Annotated in this window: 18 protein-coding genes; 14 read left to right on the top strand and 4 right to left on the bottom strand. The window is 43.6% G+C overall.

Annotated features, from left to right (window positions below; genetic code table 11):
- Positions 1–24: 24 nt before the first annotated feature.
- Positions 25–2550 carry a TonB-dependent receptor gene (locus ACFPFU_RS03990; protein ID WP_377061747.1) on the bottom strand — a complete coding sequence of 842 codons (2526 nt, stop codon included), beginning with the start codon at positions 2548–2550 and terminating at the stop codon, positions 25–27.
- Positions 2551–2831: 281 nt separating this feature from the next.
- Between ACFPFU_RS03990 and ACFPFU_RS03985 the strand changes: the two genes are divergently transcribed.
- A complete protein-coding gene (locus ACFPFU_RS03985; protein ID WP_377061745.1) occupies positions 2832–3905 on the top strand; it encodes a sensor histidine kinase in 1074 nt (357 codons plus the stop codon).
- Between the two features lie 100 nt (positions 3906–4005).
- Positions 4006–4731: a LytR/AlgR family response regulator transcription factor gene (locus ACFPFU_RS03980; RefSeq protein ID WP_377061743.1), complete on the top strand. Its 726-nt coding sequence runs from the start codon at positions 4006–4008 to the stop codon at positions 4729–4731.
- A gap of 29 nt (positions 4732–4760) precedes the next feature.
- Here the strand turns inward: ACFPFU_RS03980 and msrB are convergent, their stop codons facing one another.
- The 3 genes from msrB to ACFPFU_RS03965 all read right to left on the bottom strand — a co-directional run bounded on the left by msrB (position 4761) and on the right by ACFPFU_RS03965 (position 6855).
- Positions 4761–5846, bottom strand: a complete 1086-nt coding sequence (gene msrB, locus ACFPFU_RS03975) for a peptide-methionine (R)-S-oxide reductase MsrB (RefSeq protein ID WP_465263022.1) — start codon at positions 5844–5846, stop codon at positions 4761–4763.
- A 75-nt stretch (positions 5847–5921) separates the two neighbouring features.
- A complete protein-coding gene (locus ACFPFU_RS03970; RefSeq protein WP_377061741.1) occupies positions 5922–6116 on the bottom strand; it encodes a PspC domain-containing protein in 195 nt (64 codons plus the stop codon).
- Between the two features lie 145 nt (positions 6117–6261).
- Positions 6262–6855, bottom strand: coding sequence for a hypothetical protein (locus tag ACFPFU_RS03965; RefSeq protein WP_377061739.1), 594 nt, complete (start codon positions 6853–6855; stop codon positions 6262–6264).
- Between the two features lie 781 nt (positions 6856–7636).
- Here ACFPFU_RS03965 and ACFPFU_RS03960 point away from each other — a divergent pair.
- From ACFPFU_RS03960 to ACFPFU_RS03905, 12 genes are all read left to right on the top strand, one after another.
- Complete coding sequence (locus ACFPFU_RS03960) at positions 7637–8215, top strand: helix-turn-helix domain-containing protein (RefSeq protein WP_377061737.1); 579 nt, start codon at positions 7637–7639, stop codon at positions 8213–8215.
- 7 nt (positions 8216–8222) lie between these two features.
- Positions 8223–8669 (top strand): response regulator, encoded by a 447-nt coding sequence (locus ACFPFU_RS03955; RefSeq protein WP_377061735.1) that lies wholly within the window; start codon positions 8223–8225, stop codon positions 8667–8669.
- A gap of 19 nt (positions 8670–8688) precedes the next feature.
- The gene (locus ACFPFU_RS03950; protein ID WP_377061733.1) at positions 8689–10497 is read left to right on the top strand and encodes a sensor histidine kinase; all 1809 of its coding nucleotides are present in this window, start codon (positions 8689–8691) and stop codon (positions 10495–10497) included.
- 113 nt (positions 10498–10610) lie between these two features.
- Positions 10611–10919: a sll1863 family stress response protein gene (locus tag ACFPFU_RS03945; RefSeq protein ID WP_377061731.1), complete on the top strand. Its 309-nt coding sequence runs from the start codon at positions 10611–10613 to the stop codon at positions 10917–10919.
- 23 nt (positions 10920–10942) lie between these two features.
- Complete coding sequence (locus ACFPFU_RS03940) at positions 10943–11365, top strand: hypothetical protein (protein ID WP_377061729.1); 423 nt, start codon at positions 10943–10945, stop codon at positions 11363–11365.
- Between the two features lie 210 nt (positions 11366–11575).
- Positions 11576–11722, top strand: a complete 147-nt coding sequence (locus ACFPFU_RS03935; protein WP_377061727.1) for a lmo0937 family membrane protein — start codon at positions 11576–11578, stop codon at positions 11720–11722.
- A gap of 485 nt (positions 11723–12207) precedes the next feature.
- A complete protein-coding gene (locus ACFPFU_RS03930) occupies positions 12208–14133 on the top strand; it encodes an FAD/NAD(P)-binding protein (protein ID WP_377061725.1) in 1926 nt (641 codons plus the stop codon).
- Between the two features lie 62 nt (positions 14134–14195).
- Positions 14196–15047 carry an SDR family oxidoreductase gene (locus ACFPFU_RS03925; protein ID WP_377061723.1) on the top strand — a complete coding sequence of 284 codons (852 nt, stop codon included), beginning with the start codon at positions 14196–14198 and terminating at the stop codon, positions 15045–15047.
- Between the two features lie 392 nt (positions 15048–15439).
- The gene (locus tag ACFPFU_RS03920; RefSeq protein WP_377062233.1) at positions 15440–16447 is read left to right on the top strand and encodes a Gfo/Idh/MocA family protein; all 1008 of its coding nucleotides are present in this window, start codon (positions 15440–15442) and stop codon (positions 16445–16447) included.
- A 59-nt stretch (positions 16448–16506) separates the two neighbouring features.
- A complete protein-coding gene (locus ACFPFU_RS03915; RefSeq protein ID WP_377061721.1) occupies positions 16507–17733 on the top strand; it encodes an Nramp family divalent metal transporter in 1227 nt (408 codons plus the stop codon).
- A 26-nt stretch (positions 17734–17759) separates the two neighbouring features.
- Positions 17760–18776, top strand: a complete 1017-nt coding sequence (locus ACFPFU_RS03910) for an NAD-dependent epimerase/dehydratase family protein (protein WP_377061719.1) — start codon at positions 17760–17762, stop codon at positions 18774–18776.
- 16 nt (positions 18777–18792) lie between these two features.
- Positions 18793–19863: a dihydrodipicolinate synthase family protein gene (locus ACFPFU_RS03905; RefSeq protein ID WP_377061717.1), complete on the top strand. Its 1071-nt coding sequence runs from the start codon at positions 18793–18795 to the stop codon at positions 19861–19863.
- The last annotated feature ends 371 nt before the right edge of the window (positions 19864–20234 follow it).

Genomic DNA, 20234 nt, shown 5'->3' with positions numbered 1-20234 from the left:
ACTAAACTAGAGCAAAAACTTCAATTAATTCGGATTGGACATTACGGCTCCGCCAGAACCGCCCTCTCCACCTTCTTTTAAATCTTCGTTGGTTACGCCTCTTCTTTTTCTTCTCTGTCCGCCGTCCACACTAAGCTTACCGATCCTGTAGGAGAAGTTGATTTTAAAATTCATGTTTCTAAGACTGGTTACGCTGTTTTGCATGATGGTAGGTGTGATCAATTCATTCCGGATTCTGAATTCAGAAACAAGAAAGTTTTCAGCACCAAAACCGATGCTTCCTTTTCTTTCGTTGAATTGCTTGTTGATATTCAGACCATACATGCCGAAGCCTCCCGCGCTCCCTTGAAGTTGGACTTGTCTGCCTCTGGCGAAGGTAAAGGCCTGCAGCTGCCAGTTCTTTGGCAAGGTATAATTTCCAAACAGCCTTCCGCTGACCACAAACCCCTCGTTGCTGGCTCTGTATAACGGATCCTCAAGTCCATTGTCCAATACGGCATAGTACCCATCTATGGATCCGTTTAGCGAAAATTTTCCCGAAACGTTCACATTCGAGAAAATACTCAACCCATAAGCTCTTTCCCTGCCGATGTTCTCATAGGTAGTGAAAATCACATCACTATCCTGAATGGTCCTTATGGGTTGGATGGAACCGGTGGTGTTTCTCAGATAAGAAGTGAAATTCAAGGTAGCCCCTTTTACAAAAGTACTATAGGACAATTCGTAGTTGTCAGTCAATTCAGGATCCAACAAGGGGTTTCCCTGAGTAATCTGCAGGGGATTAGCCGCCTGAATATTCGGGTTAAGAAACTGCAGTGACGGGCGCTGTATCCTGCGGTTATAGGCCGCTTTCAGCATATTACCATTGCTAAGTTTTCTGGCCAAATTCATGCTGGGGACAAAGACGCCATAGGAAGGAATGTCCGCAGGCAGATCCGATTCCTTGAAATCAGCATCTATGGTGGTATATTCATACCTAAGACCGGCTTTTACGGTATAGTCTTCCAAGAAGCCCAAAGTATAGGAAAGGTAACCTGCCGTTACATTTTGATCATAGTTGAACTCATTGGAGAAGGTGGCATCTTCTATTTCTTCAAAGGGTGCCCCCACACCGTCCGCCTGGAAATATGCAAAATCACTGACCGCTTTTCTTAATATGTTTTTGGCACCGTACTCAAGGATCTGATTTTTGCTTGTCCCCAGAGGCGTCATATAATCCAGTTGTATGGTGAATTCTTCATTGATATTGGTATTGTCATTCCGGATCCTGTGAATGATCTGGTCGAAGCTGTCATTATATAGGCTGTTGATGAAATCATTGGTCCGGTTGTTCCTGCTATAAAGACCGGATATACTGAATTCCTTTTGGGGTTTTTCAAAGGTCTTGGTATAGTTGTAGCTCACGTCCACCATATTGGACAAATTATCGGTGTTAACATCCCTTAGGAGGGAACTCACAAGCATATCTTCCATGTATGTATCGGTAAGCAATCCATCCTGGTTGGTTCTCATATTTCTCATCCCAAAGCTCACCGAAGCGGTCATGAAATTGTATTTATCGATATCATAATCCCATCCAAAGTTGTACCTGCCAAAAAGCATATTGTTCCTGGTGTCCGCTGACTGCAATATCCTGGTATCCGCCCCGGCTGGATTTGTCAGGGTTTGCTCGTTTTCAAAACCTCCCAGGATATTGTAACCGGCCCTGCCGAAGCCACCCAGCGTCCAACCCATTTTTCCTCTTTTGAGACTAGCGTTAAGCCCGAGATTGGACCCTCTCAGTCCCGCACTGCTGTTCAGGTTCAGGGAAGCCCCCTGAAGTTTGTTTTTCTTTGTGACGATGTTGATTACTCCTCCGGTACCTTCAGCGTCATATTTGGCAGATGGGGAGGTAATTACCTCTACGGATTTGATTTCCTCAGCGGGAATCTGCTTCAAAGCGTCCGCGATATTATTGGCTACGATGGCTGATTGTTTGTTATCTATTAAGACCAGAATATTACTGCTTCCTCTCATGGACACGTTGCCATCCAAATCCACAGTAAGCATGGGTACCCTTCTTAATACATCGGATGCATCACCTCCAATGGTTGTCTTGTCGTTTTCCGCGTTGTAAATGGTTCTGTCCACACGTTCTTCGATCAGGTCCCGCTGCCCCTGGACGGTAACTTCCTGCAGGGAGACGGATTCTTCCTCAAGCGCCAGGTTGCCCAGAAAAACCGAAGGAATGTTTTGGTTGATTTCAATTTCATCCCTTTGCAAAGCGGCGTAGCCCACATAGCTGAGTTCTACAAAATACCTTCCTGGTTTTTTTACGGTAAAAAAGAATTCTCCCTCATCATCAGCAACTCCTCCGGCAACGGTATTGCCTGTACCCGCTTCCTTTAAAACGGCTGTGGCGTAGGGAATGGGATCACCGGTGGTTTTATCAATGATCTTGCCCGATATTTGAAAATCTTTTTTTTCCGCAGTTACCTGTGAATAGGCGGAAAAAACATATATCAAGCTGAAGATCAGGGTAGTTAATAAATAGTTGATAATAGTTCTCATTATCTTTAGTTAATAAAATTTTAATTTGTTGATATGGGTATGTGTTTTGATTTTACAAAAGAAACCATTGTCTCTCCAATTTAAAAACGAAATAGATAGGAAGGCGTTATGTATCGACAAATGGTAAATTCCAATAGACAAATGGATTGGCCCTAACGCGGAATGTGGCTCGTAGATAAAAATTTAAGATTCACCGATTTAATCCCGGAATTGGTAGATTTGTCGGGTTCTTGTAAATTGTTTGGTTTATGTTTACATCCCATAATAGTGAAACCCAATAAATGAAAGCGTCTCCGTTCCCAAAGAAGATCACACTTCTCATCCATGTTCTGGTGTGGGTGCTGATGGCTATCGTTCTTTTTCTTCTCAGTCCTTTGTCCTGGAAGGTAGAGCTGCCCAATGAATATTGGATTAAACAGGGACTGTTGCTGGCGATGTTAATCGGGGTGTTTTATTTCAACATGCATGTTTTGGCGCCCAAACTGCTGTTTAAAGGCAAAACAGGGGTGTTTCTTCTCGTCGCAATAGGCAGCAGTGTATGCTTTCTTTTATTTATTCAGGAATTTGAAAAATGGATCAGGCTGCCGGAGTTGATGCACTATGTGTTCAGGCCCAATGAAGCCTATGTTCCGAAACCCAGGAATTTCACCTATGACCTTTTTATCCTGTTGTTGTTTTTCTTTGCCCTCGGTATCAGTACCAGTGTGGTATCTGTCCAGAAGTGGCAAGCAGATGCTGCCTTGAGAAGGCAAATGGAAAAAGAAAGGGTCAATTCGGAGTTATCCTATCTGAAAGCCCAGATCAACCCTCATTTTTTTTTCAACACCCTTAATAATATTTATGCCCTTACCACCATCGATGTGGACAGGGCACAAAAAGGTTTGCTGAAACTCTCAAGAATGATGCGGTATGTGCTCTATGAAACGGAAAAGGATAAAACATTATTAAGTAAAGAGCTGGAATTTATCAAGGATTACATCGAATTGATGCGGATGCGGTTATCAGAGAAAGTACCCATCGAACTGGATTTACCCGAAAGACTTTCGGAATTGCCGATTGCCCCGATGCTGTTGCTGCCCTTTGTGGAAAACTGCTTCAAACACGGGGTAAGCACAAACCATCCAAGCTATATCAAAATCCGGCTTTTTTTGCAAGGTAAAGTGCTTTATCTTCAGACACGCAACCGTATTTTGCCATCCAAGACCCGGAGCGCGGAAGATCTCGACAAAGGAATAGGGCTGATCAATACCAAAAGGAGGCTGTCTTTGATCTATGGGGATAAATCTGAGTTACAACTGGATAATGAAAACCCGGATAATGAATACAGGGTGGACTTGAAAATTGACTTGTCATGACGCCCTGGGGCTATTGTTCCCAGAGAATTTAAGTGCGAACAGATTGGCGGTTGGGCTGTATTTTATCAGGATATAACCGTTGAAAATAAACGATAAACTCATGAAAATCCGTTGCATTGTGGTGGACGATGAGCCTCTGGCGCTTGAGATGGTCTGCAAATACATTGAGCAGACCCGTTTTTTATCCCTGGAGGGTAAGTTTGACAGTGCCATTGAAGCTTTGGGTTATATCAGTACCCATGAAGTTGACTTGATATTTTTGGACATTCAGATGCCCGATTTGACAGGAATGGAACTTGCCAGGGTACTTGAAGGAAGAAAAAATAATCATGGACCCAAAATCATTTTTACGACCGCTTACAACCAGTTTGCGATAGAAGGATATAAGGTAGATGCTTTGGATTATCTTTTGAAACCTTTTGGCTACGAAGATTTTCTAAGGGCCAGTGATAAGGCTTACCGGCATTTTGAACAACAGAAAGCCAGTCTCGAACCTTCCCATGCCGAGTATATATTTTTGAAAGTGGAATACCAATTGGTGAAAATCATGCTTAAGGACATTGTGCTCGTGGAAGGATACAAGGACTATGTTAAGGTTCACCTGGCCGGCAGTAAATCACCGCTTTTATCATTGACCACGTTAAAACACATGGAAGAATTACTCCCCGCTCATCAGTTTATGAGAATTCACCGCTCCTACATCATTGGGCTGGACCACATCGAATCCATCACCAAAGGCACCGTAAATATGGGGATGATGAACATCACGGTCAGCGATAACTATAAAGAAAAATTTCTCCGGTTTTTGAACAAGTGGATGAGTTGAGGCGTATTTGGGAGAATGAGCTTAATGGGCTATTCTACCAGCCATACGTAATTCCCATACCCTTTGTCCTCCATCTTTTCTTTGGGGATAAATTCCATGGCCGCTGAATTCATGCAGTACCGGAGACCGGTTGGGGGAGGGCCGTCGTTGAAAACATGGCCCAAATGGGAATCGCCAAACTTGCTGCGTACCTCAACCCGTATCATTCCTTCACTGCGGTCCAGCGGCTTTTCGAGAAAGCGTGCGTCGATCGGCTTGGTGAAACTGGGCCATCCGGAACCGGATTCGTATTTATCCGCAGAACTGAACAGGGGAGCTCCTGAAACAATGCATACGTAAATCCCCGGTGCTTTGTTGGCATTGTACTCGTTGTCGAACGCTTTCTCAGTGGCTTCCTCCCTGGTAACCTTATATTGTAAAGAGGTGAGCTTGGTTTTAAGTTGGGGATCGGACGGTTTGGGGTACTTGGCCGCTGTTGGCACTTGCCAATGCTGCTGGATAAATTTATCCCGGCCTGATCCGGTACGGTATGCTTTGTATTCCCGGGGTTTCTTTTTGTAATAGTCCTGATGGTAATCCTCCGCCGGGTAAAAATTACTGTATCTGATAATAGGCGTAACCACCGCTTTATCAAAAATACCGGATCGGTCGAGCTTGTCTTTCGAAGCTTCTGCTATTTTTCTCTGGGTCTCATTGTGGTAAAAAACCGCTGAACCATACTGGTTTCCTCTGTCGTAGAAACTGCCCCCCTCATCTGTTGGATCAAACAATTGCCAATAGATATCCACCAGTTCGGCATAACTGATGATATCAGGATCAAAAGTGATCTGTACCGCTTCTTTATGGCCCGTTTTTCCGGAAGAGACTTCGCTATAGGTTGGGTTTTTTTCTTTTCCTCCGGAATACCCTGATACTACTGTAAGGATACCATCTATCCCTTCAAACGGAGCTTCCACACACCAGAAGCAGCCCCCTGCAAAGGTGGCTTTTTCTTTTCGGCCAGGATAGTCCTCTACATTTGTGTCCCCGCGTTCACGGGTTTCAGTTCCCGAACAACCTGAAAAAGGCAGCAGGAAAACGATTAACACGATGACCGAACTATATGACTTTATCATCTGTATATTTGGTTGTTCAGATATCATCAGAAACGCCCAGAATGTAGTTAATGTTCTGGAATACAAGGTAAAAATTTAAAATTCCTCCTCCGGCATGACAAACCAGAGGATAAGATAGACCAATATTCCCGGAAAGGCGGCGCTTAAAATCGACACAAGTACATATATCAACCTTAATTTGTCGGAATCCCAGCCAAGGTATTTGGCCAATCCGCCACAGACACCGGCGATCATTTTATCAGAGGGGGTTCTTTTCAGTTTTTTCTCCATGGAATCAATCTTGGTTTAGATATAAAAGTAAGTATTTTCTGCAAAAAAAGCCATCCCCGGTGTAGGGGATGGCTTGTGAAAATCAATAGGCTGATTTATTCCAGTTGATTATTGTCTTGGGTTGACATCGAATAACTTGAGGATCTTAATCCGCCGCTGAAATGAATTTTGAAAACCCTTCTTTGGTGGAAACCCTGAATTCAATGTCATCCCAATTGTTTACAAGGTCCAGGGTGTTTATCTTATGAAGCCCCTTTGCATTGGGCTCCCTGTCTTCATATACCAACTTGCCTTTGTCATAAATGTAAACGGTTATGTCCGAGGGATACAGGGCATTTACCAGAAGTTTGAATTTGTTGGGAGCGATTTTCTGGACTTTGGTATACACCTTTTTGTCAAAAGACGGTTTATCCACGTCTATTTCCAGTCTCTCCACTTCACCTTTTGCATCATGTAGGGCAAGGATGTACTTCCCAGGGGCTACATGGCTGAAATCATACATTTTGGTGAAAGGATTTTTGACTGCGATCCTGTCGCGTATCATCAACACGTTGTTTTCGTCATAAATCTTCACATGTAACAATCCGTTGGGATTGGCCTTATAGATGAGTTGGACTTTTTTGTCCTCCATCATTTTCATTTCCAATGGCTTACGTTCATCAACAGTGGTATCGGCCGGTACGGCTGTTGTGCTGAACGAAACGCCCATCAATAGCATTAATGCAATAATTAATCTCATTTTTAAAGTGTTTAGGTTTTAAAATAATTTCAAAAACCCCAGCATGGATGTTCCATGGCATGTATTTGAGGCTAATTATTTTGGGCGGGATAAATCAGCTTTTTATTGATTTAACACAAACGTAATTAATTACAGTGTTTATTGCAAATAAATTAAATAAACAATTGATTAATTACCTATTAATCAATTGTTAAATTATTAAATGTTTGAAATGATAATCATACAAACCGGAACAGTTTTCGAGTATTTTTTAGTTAATACTATATTTTAAAATAAAATTTTAATGGTGGAGCCCTTATATCAAGTAAACAATGTAATATTTTGTAATCGAGAGTGGGGTTTTCAAAAAACTAAAGCTGGGTATCTATATGCCGTTAAAGGGAAAATAACAAAATTTATTTGTTTTATTTATAATAAATATATTATTAATCATATTTTTATATTGTTTTTGGTGTTTTTTTAACTAATATCCAATTTCCATTTTAATAATGAAGGTTTTTTCTTTGTTCACCCAATGAGAAACAAAAAAAATAGTATATTTGTAAAATAAATGTATACCAAGTTAAGAGGGTCGATATTTGCTCGAAAATATAAGTTGTAATAATATTGGTTTAGATTTAATAATTTCATTCTAATATATAAATGATTTAGATATTAAGAGATATGTTAGTGATAAATTAAATTTAAATTCGTAAATTGTGATCCACCCTATTTGTCACTGCCAGACCTTTTGGGGTTCTGAGATTTAAAAAATTCTGGTTATTTAATTAAGGGCTGCTAAATGAGACTATGCTACAAGTATGATGTGCAGTTGGTATGTAAGAAAATTATTGAGCAGGAATTATTGGGGTTGGGAATCAAATATACGTTCATTGGAAACGGTGAGCTGGAACTGCGCGGCGAGGTGTTGCCGGAGGTTTTGGAGGATTTGAATAAGAGATTAGTTGAATACGGGATCAATATCATCAACAATCAACGGGATTCCCTGATTCAGAAAATAAAGGAGACCATTATCGAGATGATTTATTCGGAGAGCGGTCCCCCGAATGAAAAGACTTCTGAATATTTGTCTAAAAGACTTCATTTCAGTTACGGGTATTTGTCCAACCTGTTTTCGGAGGTGACTTGGACCACCATTGAGAATTTTATTATACTCCAAAAAATAGAAAGGGCAAAGGAGCTCTTGATCAGCGGAAATTATACATTGACGGAAATCGCCTATAAACTGGATTACAGCAGCGTGGCCCATCTTTCCAACCAGTTTAAGAAAACCACTGGGCTGACGCCTTCGTCATTCAGAAGAATAATTGAAAGACGGAAGGAATATTTTAAAAGTATTCTTGAAGAAACAACAAAATAGAGTAATCATGCAAAAAGAAGCCGTGAATATATTGCTTGCAGATGATGATGAGGATGATCGTCTGTTCTTTAAAGATGCGATCAGCCAACTGGGGATCAGTACCCGTATCAATACCGTCAACGATGGTGTGGAACTGATGGATTATTTATTGCGCCCGGGTTCTACGCTTCCGCATGTGGTCTTTCTGGACCTGAACATGCCAAGAAAAGGCGGGATGGAGTGCCTTGCGGAAATACGCAGCCATTCCATGCTGCAATCGCTGTCCGTGGCCATCTATTCCACATCTTCATCAGATGAGGATATTGAGGATACTTTCCTGAAGGGGGCGAACATCTATATCAACAAGCCCAGTGATTTTGAGAGGCTGAAAGAAGTGCTGAATAAAGTCATTTGCACCAACTGGCAATATTATACTTCCAATTTGAACAGGGAGAATTTCCTGATGAGTGTCTGATTAAATATCCCGGTAGAATATGAAACTGAAACTTTCGGAAAATATTCTAACAGGTTTTTTTATCATTTCTGTGTTTTTGCTGGTCTTTATCGCAAGTGTCAGTTACAGGCAGTTTTTGGCTTTTGAAAACAAACAGGCAGAGATGTATCAGGAGTTTATTTCCTTGGAGGATTCCTTGATGGAGTTATTGGAGGCCTTGAGCGCGATGGAAAGCTTGTTTTACTACCCTCTGGGGGAAGGTTCAGCATTTTCTTTGGGTGAATTTGAGTACAGAAAAAGCCGCATTAATCATTTGGTGGAGGAATTGTATGCCAAACCGACGCTACGCGGGGCATCTGTAGAGCTTCTTGATCAGCTCAATGCATCTATCCAGGTAAGGACGCAGCAATTGGACAGGCTGTTCTATGAAAAAGAAGTGCCGGATAGCTCGGTATGGGTACGCTCCGGGATGGAAGGCAAGCTTTTCATGCGAAGGTTCATTGACAGGGTCAATGGTATTGGCAGGCATCAGAACCGGGTTTGGAGCGGCTTGCTCTTTGACCGGCCGGGCTTTTATAATATTTCCCCATTGGTGTCTTTGGGTACAGTTTTTTTTTCCATCGTGGTCTTTTCGATGGCCTATTTTAAAATTTACCACGATTTGAAGAAAAATTCCAGGACCAATAATCAATTGCAAATCAACAATGAGATTTTTAAACAGGCTGAGGAGATTTCCAGTTCCGGGCACTGGTATTACAATTCGCGTACCGCCTCCCTTACCTTTTCGGACAATCAGTACCGTTTGTTGGGCTATGAACCGGGTGAGGTGATTCCCAGTTTGAAAACGTTTTTGGACGCCGTGGTGAAAGAAGAAAGGGGGCCGGTCAACAAAGCTTTAAGAAAGCTGAGAAGCAATCAGAAATCCGAACCGTTGGATATAAAGATAAGGGTGCCCGGGGGCGAGGAGAAATGTTTGCGGACCATTGGCAGGCTGATCATTGATGAAAACGGGCATAAGATCTTTGTGGGGTCCAGTAAAGACATCACAAAAGAACTGGAGGCTGAAGAGAAGCTTTGCCTGCTGAACCATAACCTGGCCATCCAGAACATGAAACTGAACCGAAGCAACCAGGAGCTTGCTTCTTTTAACCACGTGGTCAGTCATGATTTGCAGGAGCCTTTAAGGAAGATACAGACTTTTATTTCCCGGATCAATGCGATGACTGAGCTCGAGGCCTTTCCTGCGGCCAAAGAATATTTTTTCAAAATAAAACGGTCGGCAGCCAGAATGCAGCAGCTGATTATGGACCTGTTGGCGTTTTCCAAGGCCTCCAAAGCAGAGAAGCTCTTCGAAGAGGCTTCTTTGCAGGAGCTGCTGGAAAGTGCATTGTCAGAGCTGGCGCCGGACATCGAAGAGAAGTCAGCCAAAGTTGTTTATGACAAGTTACCGACGGCCAGGGTTATCCCGTTTCAAATGAAACAGTTGTTCCTCAATCTTTTGGGTAACGCACTGAAATATGCGAAAGAAGGGATACAGCCTTTAATCGCGATAAAGGTGGAAGAGTCCAGCGAAGACGATCTGCCGGAGCTGCGTACCGGGCCCGGGGAGAAATTGTTAAAGGTAACCGTGTCCGATAATGGGATAGGTTTCGAACAGGCTTACGCAAAAAAAATATTTGTGCTATTTAACCGGCTCCATGTCAGAACATCTTATTCCGGAACAGGGGTAGGCTTGGCTATCTGTAAGAAAATCCTTGAAAATCATAATGGGATTATTTTTGCTTCCGGTGTTCCGGATAAGGGAGCTAATTTTACTTTTATTTTTCCTATTAATAATCCTATATTATAGTAATTTAAATTTTGTAATTTTTATAAAAAATTATGTAATAAATACTTTTTGGAAATATGTACCTTTGAGTTATATCGAAACATGCTTCAATTCCTAAAATAAAATAATGAGAGATGTTAGCATTTGTTTGTAATAGGAAAGTTTATGAAAGCAACGCCAAGAGCCAATTGGAGAATTGGAAGTCCGATTTAGAGCAATTAACGGCGGCAAAGGAGGCAGGCGGAAACAATAATGAGGATGTTTTCAAATGCTGGGAAAACCTGTCCAGGCAATATGATTATAGCAAATCCAAAGTGGACGAGCTGCTCAATACCCCGGATCAGAACTGGGAACAGGTAAAGCAAGGTTATGAAGAAATATGGTCGCAAACTGCACCTGAATTCTATAAAATGAAGAAAAGACTATTGACTGACCAACTATAATTTAACTAAAACCTAATTTAAATATGAAAAGGACGGTAGTTTATTTAAGCTCAGTGCTTTTGATAGCGTTCACAGCTTGTGAAGAAGGTAGAAGAGGTGATCAGAGAGATCTCGATGAGGTCGCTTCCGATGCGGCGGAGGACGTTGAAAACGTCTTTACCACTACCTATGAGGACCTTCAAAAAGATAAAAAAGACCTGGAAGATGAAATAAACGAGCTAAAAATGGAACGTGATGAGAGAGCAGGTACTGCTTCGGCAGAATTTGATAAGGAGATGACCTATTTGGATGAAAGACTCAAAAACCTGGACGTCAAAGCCGAGGAATTCAGGACTGCCGGCACTGATGAGAGGCAGGAACAGATAAAACGGGAATTTGATCAGATAGAGGATGATATAGAAAAGAGAATCAAGGAAATAAAAGATAAATATAAGAAGCAGAGCTAAACCAGGATGCGCATGTTAGAAAGCCCTTGGATGTTGTCTGGGGGCTTTTTTGATAATGTTTCAATAATATAAATAAAAATTATAATTATGTAATAATATTAATTAGTTAATTACATAATTTTATAATAATAGTTTTAGATTCCCTTGTTTTAGCGCGTGCTGAAGGAAGGATATAACCCTTGACCAATCTTTCATTTAAATTCAAAAATTATGAGATCGTTATTGTATTTGATTGCTGTCATCGTTGTTATCGGATGGATCCTGGGCTTTTTCGTTTATGATGCAGGGGGGGTGATCCACATCCTACTGGTAATTGCTGTGGTATCTATACTGCTGAGCGTTATCAGGAGGGCATAGCTGGATTAACGGAATTACTTCTAAGTGACAAATAAACTAAACCAACTAAATATCATATCGCGGGCCTGATGAAGGCATATGGGATTTCGGGTCTTATAGCTGAAACGTTTGTGTGAGGGGAAAACCTCCATATTATATGGCTGGAATGCTTAAAACTCCAGCGACAGTGTAAAAGACCGGAATCCTTTTGCATCATCCGAAAAGCCTTTGCTATGGGCCTGATCAGTGAGGAGACGGTGATCATAGAATCTGGCCCGGGGAATAGGGGAAAGGATTGGCCCGGAGATGTTTATACTTTGGGCTAAACCCCAACCGGGACAAAGGTTCTATGGTCAAGCTCACTGCGGCAAAGCTTCTCATCTGGTTCTTTATTGGTAATAGCGGAGAAAAATGTCTTGATACCATTTATTCTGACAAATGAAATAAGGAAAATTCAGCTGAGAAAGGATGTGTTATTTTTTAAACCAAAATTTAGAAAAAAAGATATGAATATATGGCAATCATCGGACCTGTTGTCTTATGATGAAATTTGTAAAGAAGATTTTCCCATTGTGGAAAAGGAGGAGTATCGGGTCCCCAGTGGATCGTTTAAAATAGCTATTATAGGAGCGGGTCCAAAAGGACTTTACGGATTGGTGGCCTTGGTAAACGCATTACGGGCAACGCCTTTACACGGACCGGTAGAAATACATTGGTACAATGAAACACTTCATTTTGCCACAGGTCAAAACTATAGGATTGACCAACCTGATTATTTGTTGATTAATTATGCCATTGGAAATATCAGCATATGGGACGATGGAGGCGATTTTTCTGAAAAACTATCCCTGTCCGACTGGCTAAGAACCAATGTGTCTGATGGCACTAAAGTGAACGAAGGTGATTATGCTTCCAGGGCGCTGGTGGGCTGTTATCTTAAATCATGTGCCCATAGTATCTTGAGCAACCTTCCGGCAGAGGTGACAGTGAAATGTATTGTGGGAGAAGTAACGGATTTGATTCCTGCTCAAAACCGGAAAAAATTCAGCTTACATGTTCCGGGAAAGTATTTCATCCATGACGTTGAGTATGATCATGTGTTATTGGCCACGGGACACGTGTACCGTTTCGCCGGCGAAGTACCCGGTAATATGAGAGCGTTTGCCCATCAGTCCAAAATAGCCACTTATATTTCACCGGTATATCCTGTTAGCGAGCATTTGGCTCATATAAAAAATACCGATAAAGTGTGTGTCAAAGGTATGGGACTTACTTTTATTGATGTGGTATTGGCACTGACAGAGGGCCGGGGCGGTCGATTTTATGCGGAGGGCAGTCAAATGCGCTATGAACCTTCAGGAAAAGAGCCTTTGTCCATTTATGCGTTTTCAGAATACGGCGTACCGATGCTCCCCCAAATAGCCTCTTCAGCGTCAAAAAGTAATCTTTTTTTCATCAATGAAGATTGGGTTGAGGATCTTATTGAGGAAAAAGGGAAGGGTAATATTGATTTTGAAGGCGATATTTTGCCCGTATTGGAGAGGGAATACATGGTTCGATACTATAAAAGCCACATGGATAAAGCGGGATTTCACCATGCCGGTTCCGATGGCATTTGGATCAGCGACCTGGACAAGATCATAAATCGATTTCATCAGAAGCATCCTGAGGTGTCCAAATTTGACCTGGATTCCATATTGACCCCGTTTCATAATTTGGAAAATATAGAAGCCTGTGAATACCATTGCCTGGTCAAGACCTATTTAGCGGAAGCCTTACATGAAATTAAAGAGGAGGGCGCTAAAAGTCTTACCATTTCTCTGGCCGCTGTCTGGAAAGCAGCATTGCCCTGCATCAGCCGTATTTATGAGCTTGGAGGTTTCACGGGACGCTCACAACAGAAATTCGAATCGGAATACCTCGACAAATTCAACAGGATCAGTTTTGGTCCTCCTCCGGTAAATATTGAAAAACTTGTCGCACTGACCGATTCCGGCCACCTTTTCTTTCGGTTAGGGGCGGACACTGAAGTCGCCACCAATGCGGCCACCGGAAAATACAGGATATATTCCCATCAGACCAAATACCTGCGGGAGGCCAAGGTGCTTATAGACACGGGGATTGCCCGGCCGGATGGGGGGATGGGTGCACCGCTGTTTTCCCAAAACCTGACGAAGAGAAAAGCAGGGTCACTTCTCACAAAAAATTTTGTTCCGAGCCCCATCAAACTTGACATAAAAGGAAACATAATCGACAGTCGGGGGCTCGATACAGACGGTGTTGCCCTGATGGGAACCCGCGCAGAGGGGATTATCTTGGACAACGACTGTCTGTCCCCCCGCGGAAATGATTTTATAAGGGGTTGGGTACAGGATATCCTATCAAAAGCACGTGGGAATAAATACAAACAGAAACAAAAAATCGGTGCTTGAAGAATTAAAAAGAACATCTTTCAGCCCCAAAACCCGCCCCCATCACCTAAGCAACTATAATTATGGGAAAGTTAGAGAAAATACCGGAGCAACAACAGGATAAACAGCCGGGCAAAGAGCATGAAATGATGCCGCAGCCTGAATACATCCGGGCCGGTTATAAAGGAAGCGGAAAACTGGAGAATAAAGTGGCCCTGATTACGGGAGGGGACAGTGGTATAGGGAGAGCTGCCGCGGTACATTTTGCCAGGGAGGGAGCAGACGTGTGCATTGTCTACAAAAATGAGGACAAGGATGCAGAAGATACCCGGAAAATTATCGAAGCAGAAGGGAAGAAATGTGTTCTGGTTAAAGGAGATATCCGGTCGGAAAAGTTTTGTTATGAAGCAGTGGATAGATGTCTCGACCAATTGGGCCAACTGGACATCCTGGTCAACAACGCGGCCGTACAATTTCCCGAAGACAGCATTGCCGACATCAGCCATGATCAGTTAAGGAAGACATTTGAAATCAATATTTTGTCCATGTTTTCCTTCACCAAAGCCGCCTTGCCCCACCTAAAAAAGGGGAGCAGGATCATTAACTCCACTTCTGTCACGGCTTACCGGGGCAGCCATCATTTGGTGGACTATGCATCGACAAAGGGAGCCATCACTTCCTTTACCCGCTCATTGGCAAAGCAGCTAGCCGGAGAAGGCATCCTGGTAAACGGGGTCGCCCCAGGACCGATCTGGACACCGCTCATTCCGGCTTCTTTTGACAAGGTAAGTGACTTTGGGAAGGATACCCCCTTGGGACGACCAGGGCAGCCCTCCGAAGTAGGGCCGGCCTACGTGTTTCTGGCGAGTGAGGATGCCTCCTATATTACCGGCCAAATTATCCATGTAAACGGGGGTGAAGTGGTGGGTGCGTAAAGAAAGTGTTGATCAATGGGACCCGGATTCGGGTGAATCCGAAATAAACCCTTCGGCAGGATCCAAATACACCTAAAGAAAGGGTGTGTGTTCCACAAGACGGTTTTAATCTGTTTCCTGAAACCACCGCCCTTCCGGACAGCTTTTTTTAATGATAGTCGGCTTTCATCACTTCTGAATCTTTGTTTTCATTCGATAATATAGTAAGTTTACAAACCGCTATGTGTACGTTACCGAAACACAATGCTCCTATTTGATTATATAAATTTATTATGGGATCATAGAGGGGTCGAAGGGATAAAAAGGTAACGCAACCGTATGGGATACATTCTAATTTATATTGGAGGAAAAATTAACTGATCATTGGCTAACCTTTTAAATCAAACTGAATGATGAATCAAATGAACCGAAGGAAGTTTATAGTGACCTCTGCCATTGCCGGAGCAGGGCTGGGCATATATGGAAGCGTGCTTGCGGCCGATAATTTTTTGGCGGAAGGGAAGCGCATAGGCATAATTGGCCTTGACACGTCGCACAGCATCGCCTTTACCAAAGTTCTTAATGATGACCATGCGGATAAAAGCTACAGGGGGTACAAAGTGGTGGCTGCTTATCCCTATGGCAGCAAAACCATCAAATCCAGTGCGGACCGCATACCGGGATATACGGAGGAAATCCAGAAATACGGGGTGAAAATATCGGATTCTATCGAGGATCTCTTAAAGGATGTGGATGTGGTCTTGTTGGAAACCAATGATGGCCGACTGCATTTGGAGCAAGCCCTGCAAGTGCTACGTACTGGAAAAAGAATGTTTATAGACAAGCCTGTTGCGGCTTCTCTGGAGGATGCCATCGCTATTTTCAAAGCTTCCGGGCAATATGGTGTGCCTGTTTTTTCGGCTTCCTCCCTGAGGTATATAAAAGGAGTGTCAGAATTGGACAAAACCACGGTGGTGGGGGCAGACACTTTCAGTCCCGCCACCATTGAATCCACCCATCCTGATTTGTTTTGGTATGGTGTCCATGGTGTGGAAACCTTGTTTACGGTCATGGGTACTGGCTGTGAAAGCGTGCAAAGGATGCATACGGAAGATACAGATGTCGTGGTGGGATTTTGGAAAGACGGCAGGATAGGCACTTTCAGGGGCACCCGCTCCGGAAAATCGGGTTATGGTGGAACCGTCTATACCACGGAGGGGCCAAAAGCCCTTGGGCCATATGCCGGCTATGAGCCGTTGCTGATCGAAATAGTCAATTATTTTGATACCGGCAAGGTGCCTGTGACTCCCGAAGAGACCCTGGAGATTTTTGCATTTATGGCAGCCGCTGACGAGAGCAAGAAGCAGGGAGGCCAAAAAGTAAGACTTGACGAAGTGATGAACAAAGCCGGAAAAAAATAATTATGTATATTGGCTTCGCTTTGTATTGTATCAAATCCGGATTTTTAATTCCATAAGCTTTGATTGACACTGAACCCAAAAAACCATCGTACCCGATTCTTAAATGGTGGCGCTCCTTAGGCCCTGGAATCATCACAGCAGCGCTGGTTTTTGGACCGGGAAGCCTCACCATCACTTCCAAGCTGGGAGCGATTTATGGTTATGACCTGCTTTGGGTATTGGTGATTTCCACCGTGCTGATGATGGCTTTTACCAATATGGGGGCCAGAATAGGGATAGTCACCGGCCAGTCCCTCCTGGAAACTTTTCGCCAAAAATGGGGAAAGTGGTCAGCATTGCTTACCGGATTCGGTATTTTTCTGGTTACCGCCTCTTTTCAGGCAGGTAACACCATAGGCGCGGGCCTGGCATTTGCAGAATCATTCGAAACCTCGACCGTACCTTGGGTCGTATTTATATCACTTGCAGCCATTTCGCTCTTGTTTACACGCTCCTTCTATAAAATCCTGGAGAAAGTAATGGTGGCAATGGTCGCGATCATGCTGTTGTCTTTTTTGTTTACGGTGATCATCTCCCAGCCTGACGGAGCTTTGGTTGCAAAGGGATTGGTGCCGACGGTCCCCGATGGGGCGCAATTATTGGTAATAGCCCTCGTGGCTTCGAGTTTCTCCATCGGGGGTGCATTTTACCAGTCCTACCTTGTGCAGGAAAGGGGTTGGAGAAAGGAAGAGGTGAAACAGGTAAATAAGGAAGCATTTACAGGGATTTTGGTGTTGGGACTGATTTCAGGGATGATCCTGATAAGCGCTGCCAACATCCTTTATCCTCAGGGAATACAGGTCAATTCCGCCACGGATATGGGAAGAGCCCTGGAACCGCTTTATGGCAACCTCGCCACCTATATCTTTATGTTGGGACTGTTTGGCGCTTCTTTTTCTTCGCTTATCGGCAACGCCACGATAGGCGGGACGCTGTTCGCGGACGCTTTGGGATTGGGTAGGGATCTGAACAGTAAAAAGGTAAAATTGCTGATATCCCTGATCATTATTCTGGGAGCGGCGGTGGCGTTGGCTTTTGGCAGACTGCCTTTGGAGCTGATCGTGTTTGCCCAGGGAGTGACCATCTTTGTGGTCCCTTTTATAGGAATCGGCATGTTTGTCATTGCCAACAACCGGTCTTTGATGGGTGGCCTTGCCAATGGCAAATGGAGCCAATTGTTGGGTGTATTGGGTATATTGGTATTGCTGATCCTGGCCTTGACCAACTTCAAAAACCTTTTTCTATAAGTTATTTCATTAAATGATGTTAATACATGAATTCAATTGAGGAATTAGAAAAAAAACTTTCCACGCCCTCCAAAGCCTGTATCGAGGATATGAAGAGGATGGAAGGGGACATTATCATTCTCGGAGTAGGGGGGAAGATGGGCCCCAGCCTGGCAAAATTGGCTGTAAACGCCATCCGTGAAGCGGGAAATACCAATAAGGTGATAGGTGTGTCCAGGTTTTCCGAATCCGGTGTGCGGGAAGATCTGGAGAAGCACGGCGTGGAGACGATAGCCATTGATTTGCTCAACGATAAGGAACTGGCGGAATTACCGAAAGTAAAAAATGTCATTTACATGGCGGGGAAAAAATTCGGCACCAGTGGCCATGAACATTTTACCTGGGCCATGAACGCCTATCTCCCGGGCAGGGTGGCAGAACATCATAAAAACTCCAGGATAGTGGTTTTCTCTTCAGGTAACATTTATCCTTTTATGCCCTTTGGTTCAGGCGGGGCTACAGAGGAAACTGCTCCGGGACCGGTAGGCGAGTATGCCCAATCCTGTCTGGGAAGGGAAAGGATATTCCAGTATTTCAGCCATCAGTACCATATACCGATGCTGATTTACAGGTTGAATTATGCCATTGACATGCGTTATGGCAACTTGCTGGAAATCGCGAAAATGGTCAATGAGGAAAAATCCATTGACTTGACCAATGGCTATATGAATGTGATCTGGCAAGGTGATGCCAATGAGATCGCACTTCGCTCCCTGTTGCATTGTGAGGCCCCGGCAAAAATCCTGAACGTAACAGGTCCGGAGACCATATCTATCCGCTGGGTAGCGGAGGAGTTTGGGAAAATGTTTGGTAAAACGCCCCGGTTTGTCAACGAGGAGGCTTCCAATGCCTTGCTGAACAATGCGGCTCTTTGCAACAGGCTTTTTGGTTATCCCCAGGTGACTTTGAAGGAAATGATGGAAATGACTTACCAGTGGGTAATCAATGAGGGGGAAACTTTCAACAAACCGACACATTTTCAGGAGAGATCCGGTAAATTCTGATAAATAATTTCAAAAAATGACATCATTAGACCAAAATATAAAATCAATTTTACACGAGGGGGTTGCTATTCCGGCTCATCCCCTGGCATTGAGTGCCAATAGAGAGTTGGATGAAAGAAGGCAGCGTGCCCTTACCCGGTATTATATGGCCAGTGGTGCCGGAGGGGTCGCCGTGGGCGTGCATTCCACCCAGTTTGAAATCAGGGATAAGCAGATCGGTCTTTTGGAGCCGGTGCTGCGGCTGGCCATGGAGGAGATCAAACATGCCAACCTCAAGCGACCCTTTATAAAAGTGGCCGGGATCGTGGGACCGGTGGAGCAGGCCATTGAAGAAGCCCGGCTTGCCAGCGAACTGGGTTACGATTTGGGTTTGCTGAGTGCCGGCGGATTGGGGCACATGTCCGAAAAGGACCTCATCCACAGGGCGGAAAAAGTAGCGGAACACATCCCCCTGTTTGGGTTTTATTTGCAGCCTTCTGCGGGTGGACGGCTGTTGAGTTACGATTTCTGGAAGGATTTTGCGGAGATTCCGAATGTGCATGCCATCAAAATGGCTCCCTTTAACCGTTACCAATCTCTTGACGTAATAAGAGCGGTGATTTCCTCGGAAAGGCACAAAGAGATCGCCTTGTATACCGGTAATGACGACAATATTGTGGCAGATCTACTGACCACTTACCGATTGTATGTGAACGGGGAATACCGGGAAAAAGATATTGTAGGTGGCCTTTTGGGCCATTGGGCGGTGTGGACCGAAAAGGCAGTTAAGCTACTGGAAGATGTTAAAAAATGCAAGCAAACCGGTAATCCCAGCATGGCGGAACTGCTGACTTTGGGTATACAGATTACGGATGTGAACGCGGCCATATTTGATCCCCATAATCATTTTCATGGCTGTATCCCCGGGATCCATGAAATATTGAGAAGACAGGGGCTGCTGGAAGGCAGATGGTGTCTGAATCCTGCTGAGGAGTTGTCGGCCGGGCAAATGGAAGAAATAGACAGGGTATACAGGAGCTATCCCCATCTGAATGATGATGCGTTTGTTGAAAAACATTTAGAGGATTTTTTGGCCGTAAAAATATAAAGCCCGTCCCCGCATTTACCGGGGTGATGGGCTGTATGTTGTCCACGGATTTCACTGATCTGAACGGATTTGAATGCTGTTCTGAAAACCCACACAAATCCAACTGAAAGTATGTGACCTCAAACATATGCTGCTTTGACAAATGGTTTTTTTGTAGACATAAGCTATCATTTTTATTGAAGAGCGGGTTTTCGCTCTCTCGACTTTGGCTATTTACTAGATATTGAAAAAAAAGGTCATAATCTTTTGCGTTGTTTTGTCCTTATTTGAATAATAAGTTTGACATATTGAAGTTGTTGTTTATGCATCGGTTATATTTTGGTCGAAAATCCCCGATAACAGGTAGTTGATAGCAGAAACTTTTAATATAT

The sequence above is a fragment of the Negadavirga shengliensis genome (assembly GCF_042652345.1).
GTDB lineage: Bacteria > Bacteroidota > Bacteroidia > Cytophagales > Cyclobacteriaceae > Negadavirga > Negadavirga shengliensis.
The sequence above is the reverse complement of the archived record's forward strand: the minus strand, read 5'-3'. Positions and strand labels throughout refer to the sequence as shown.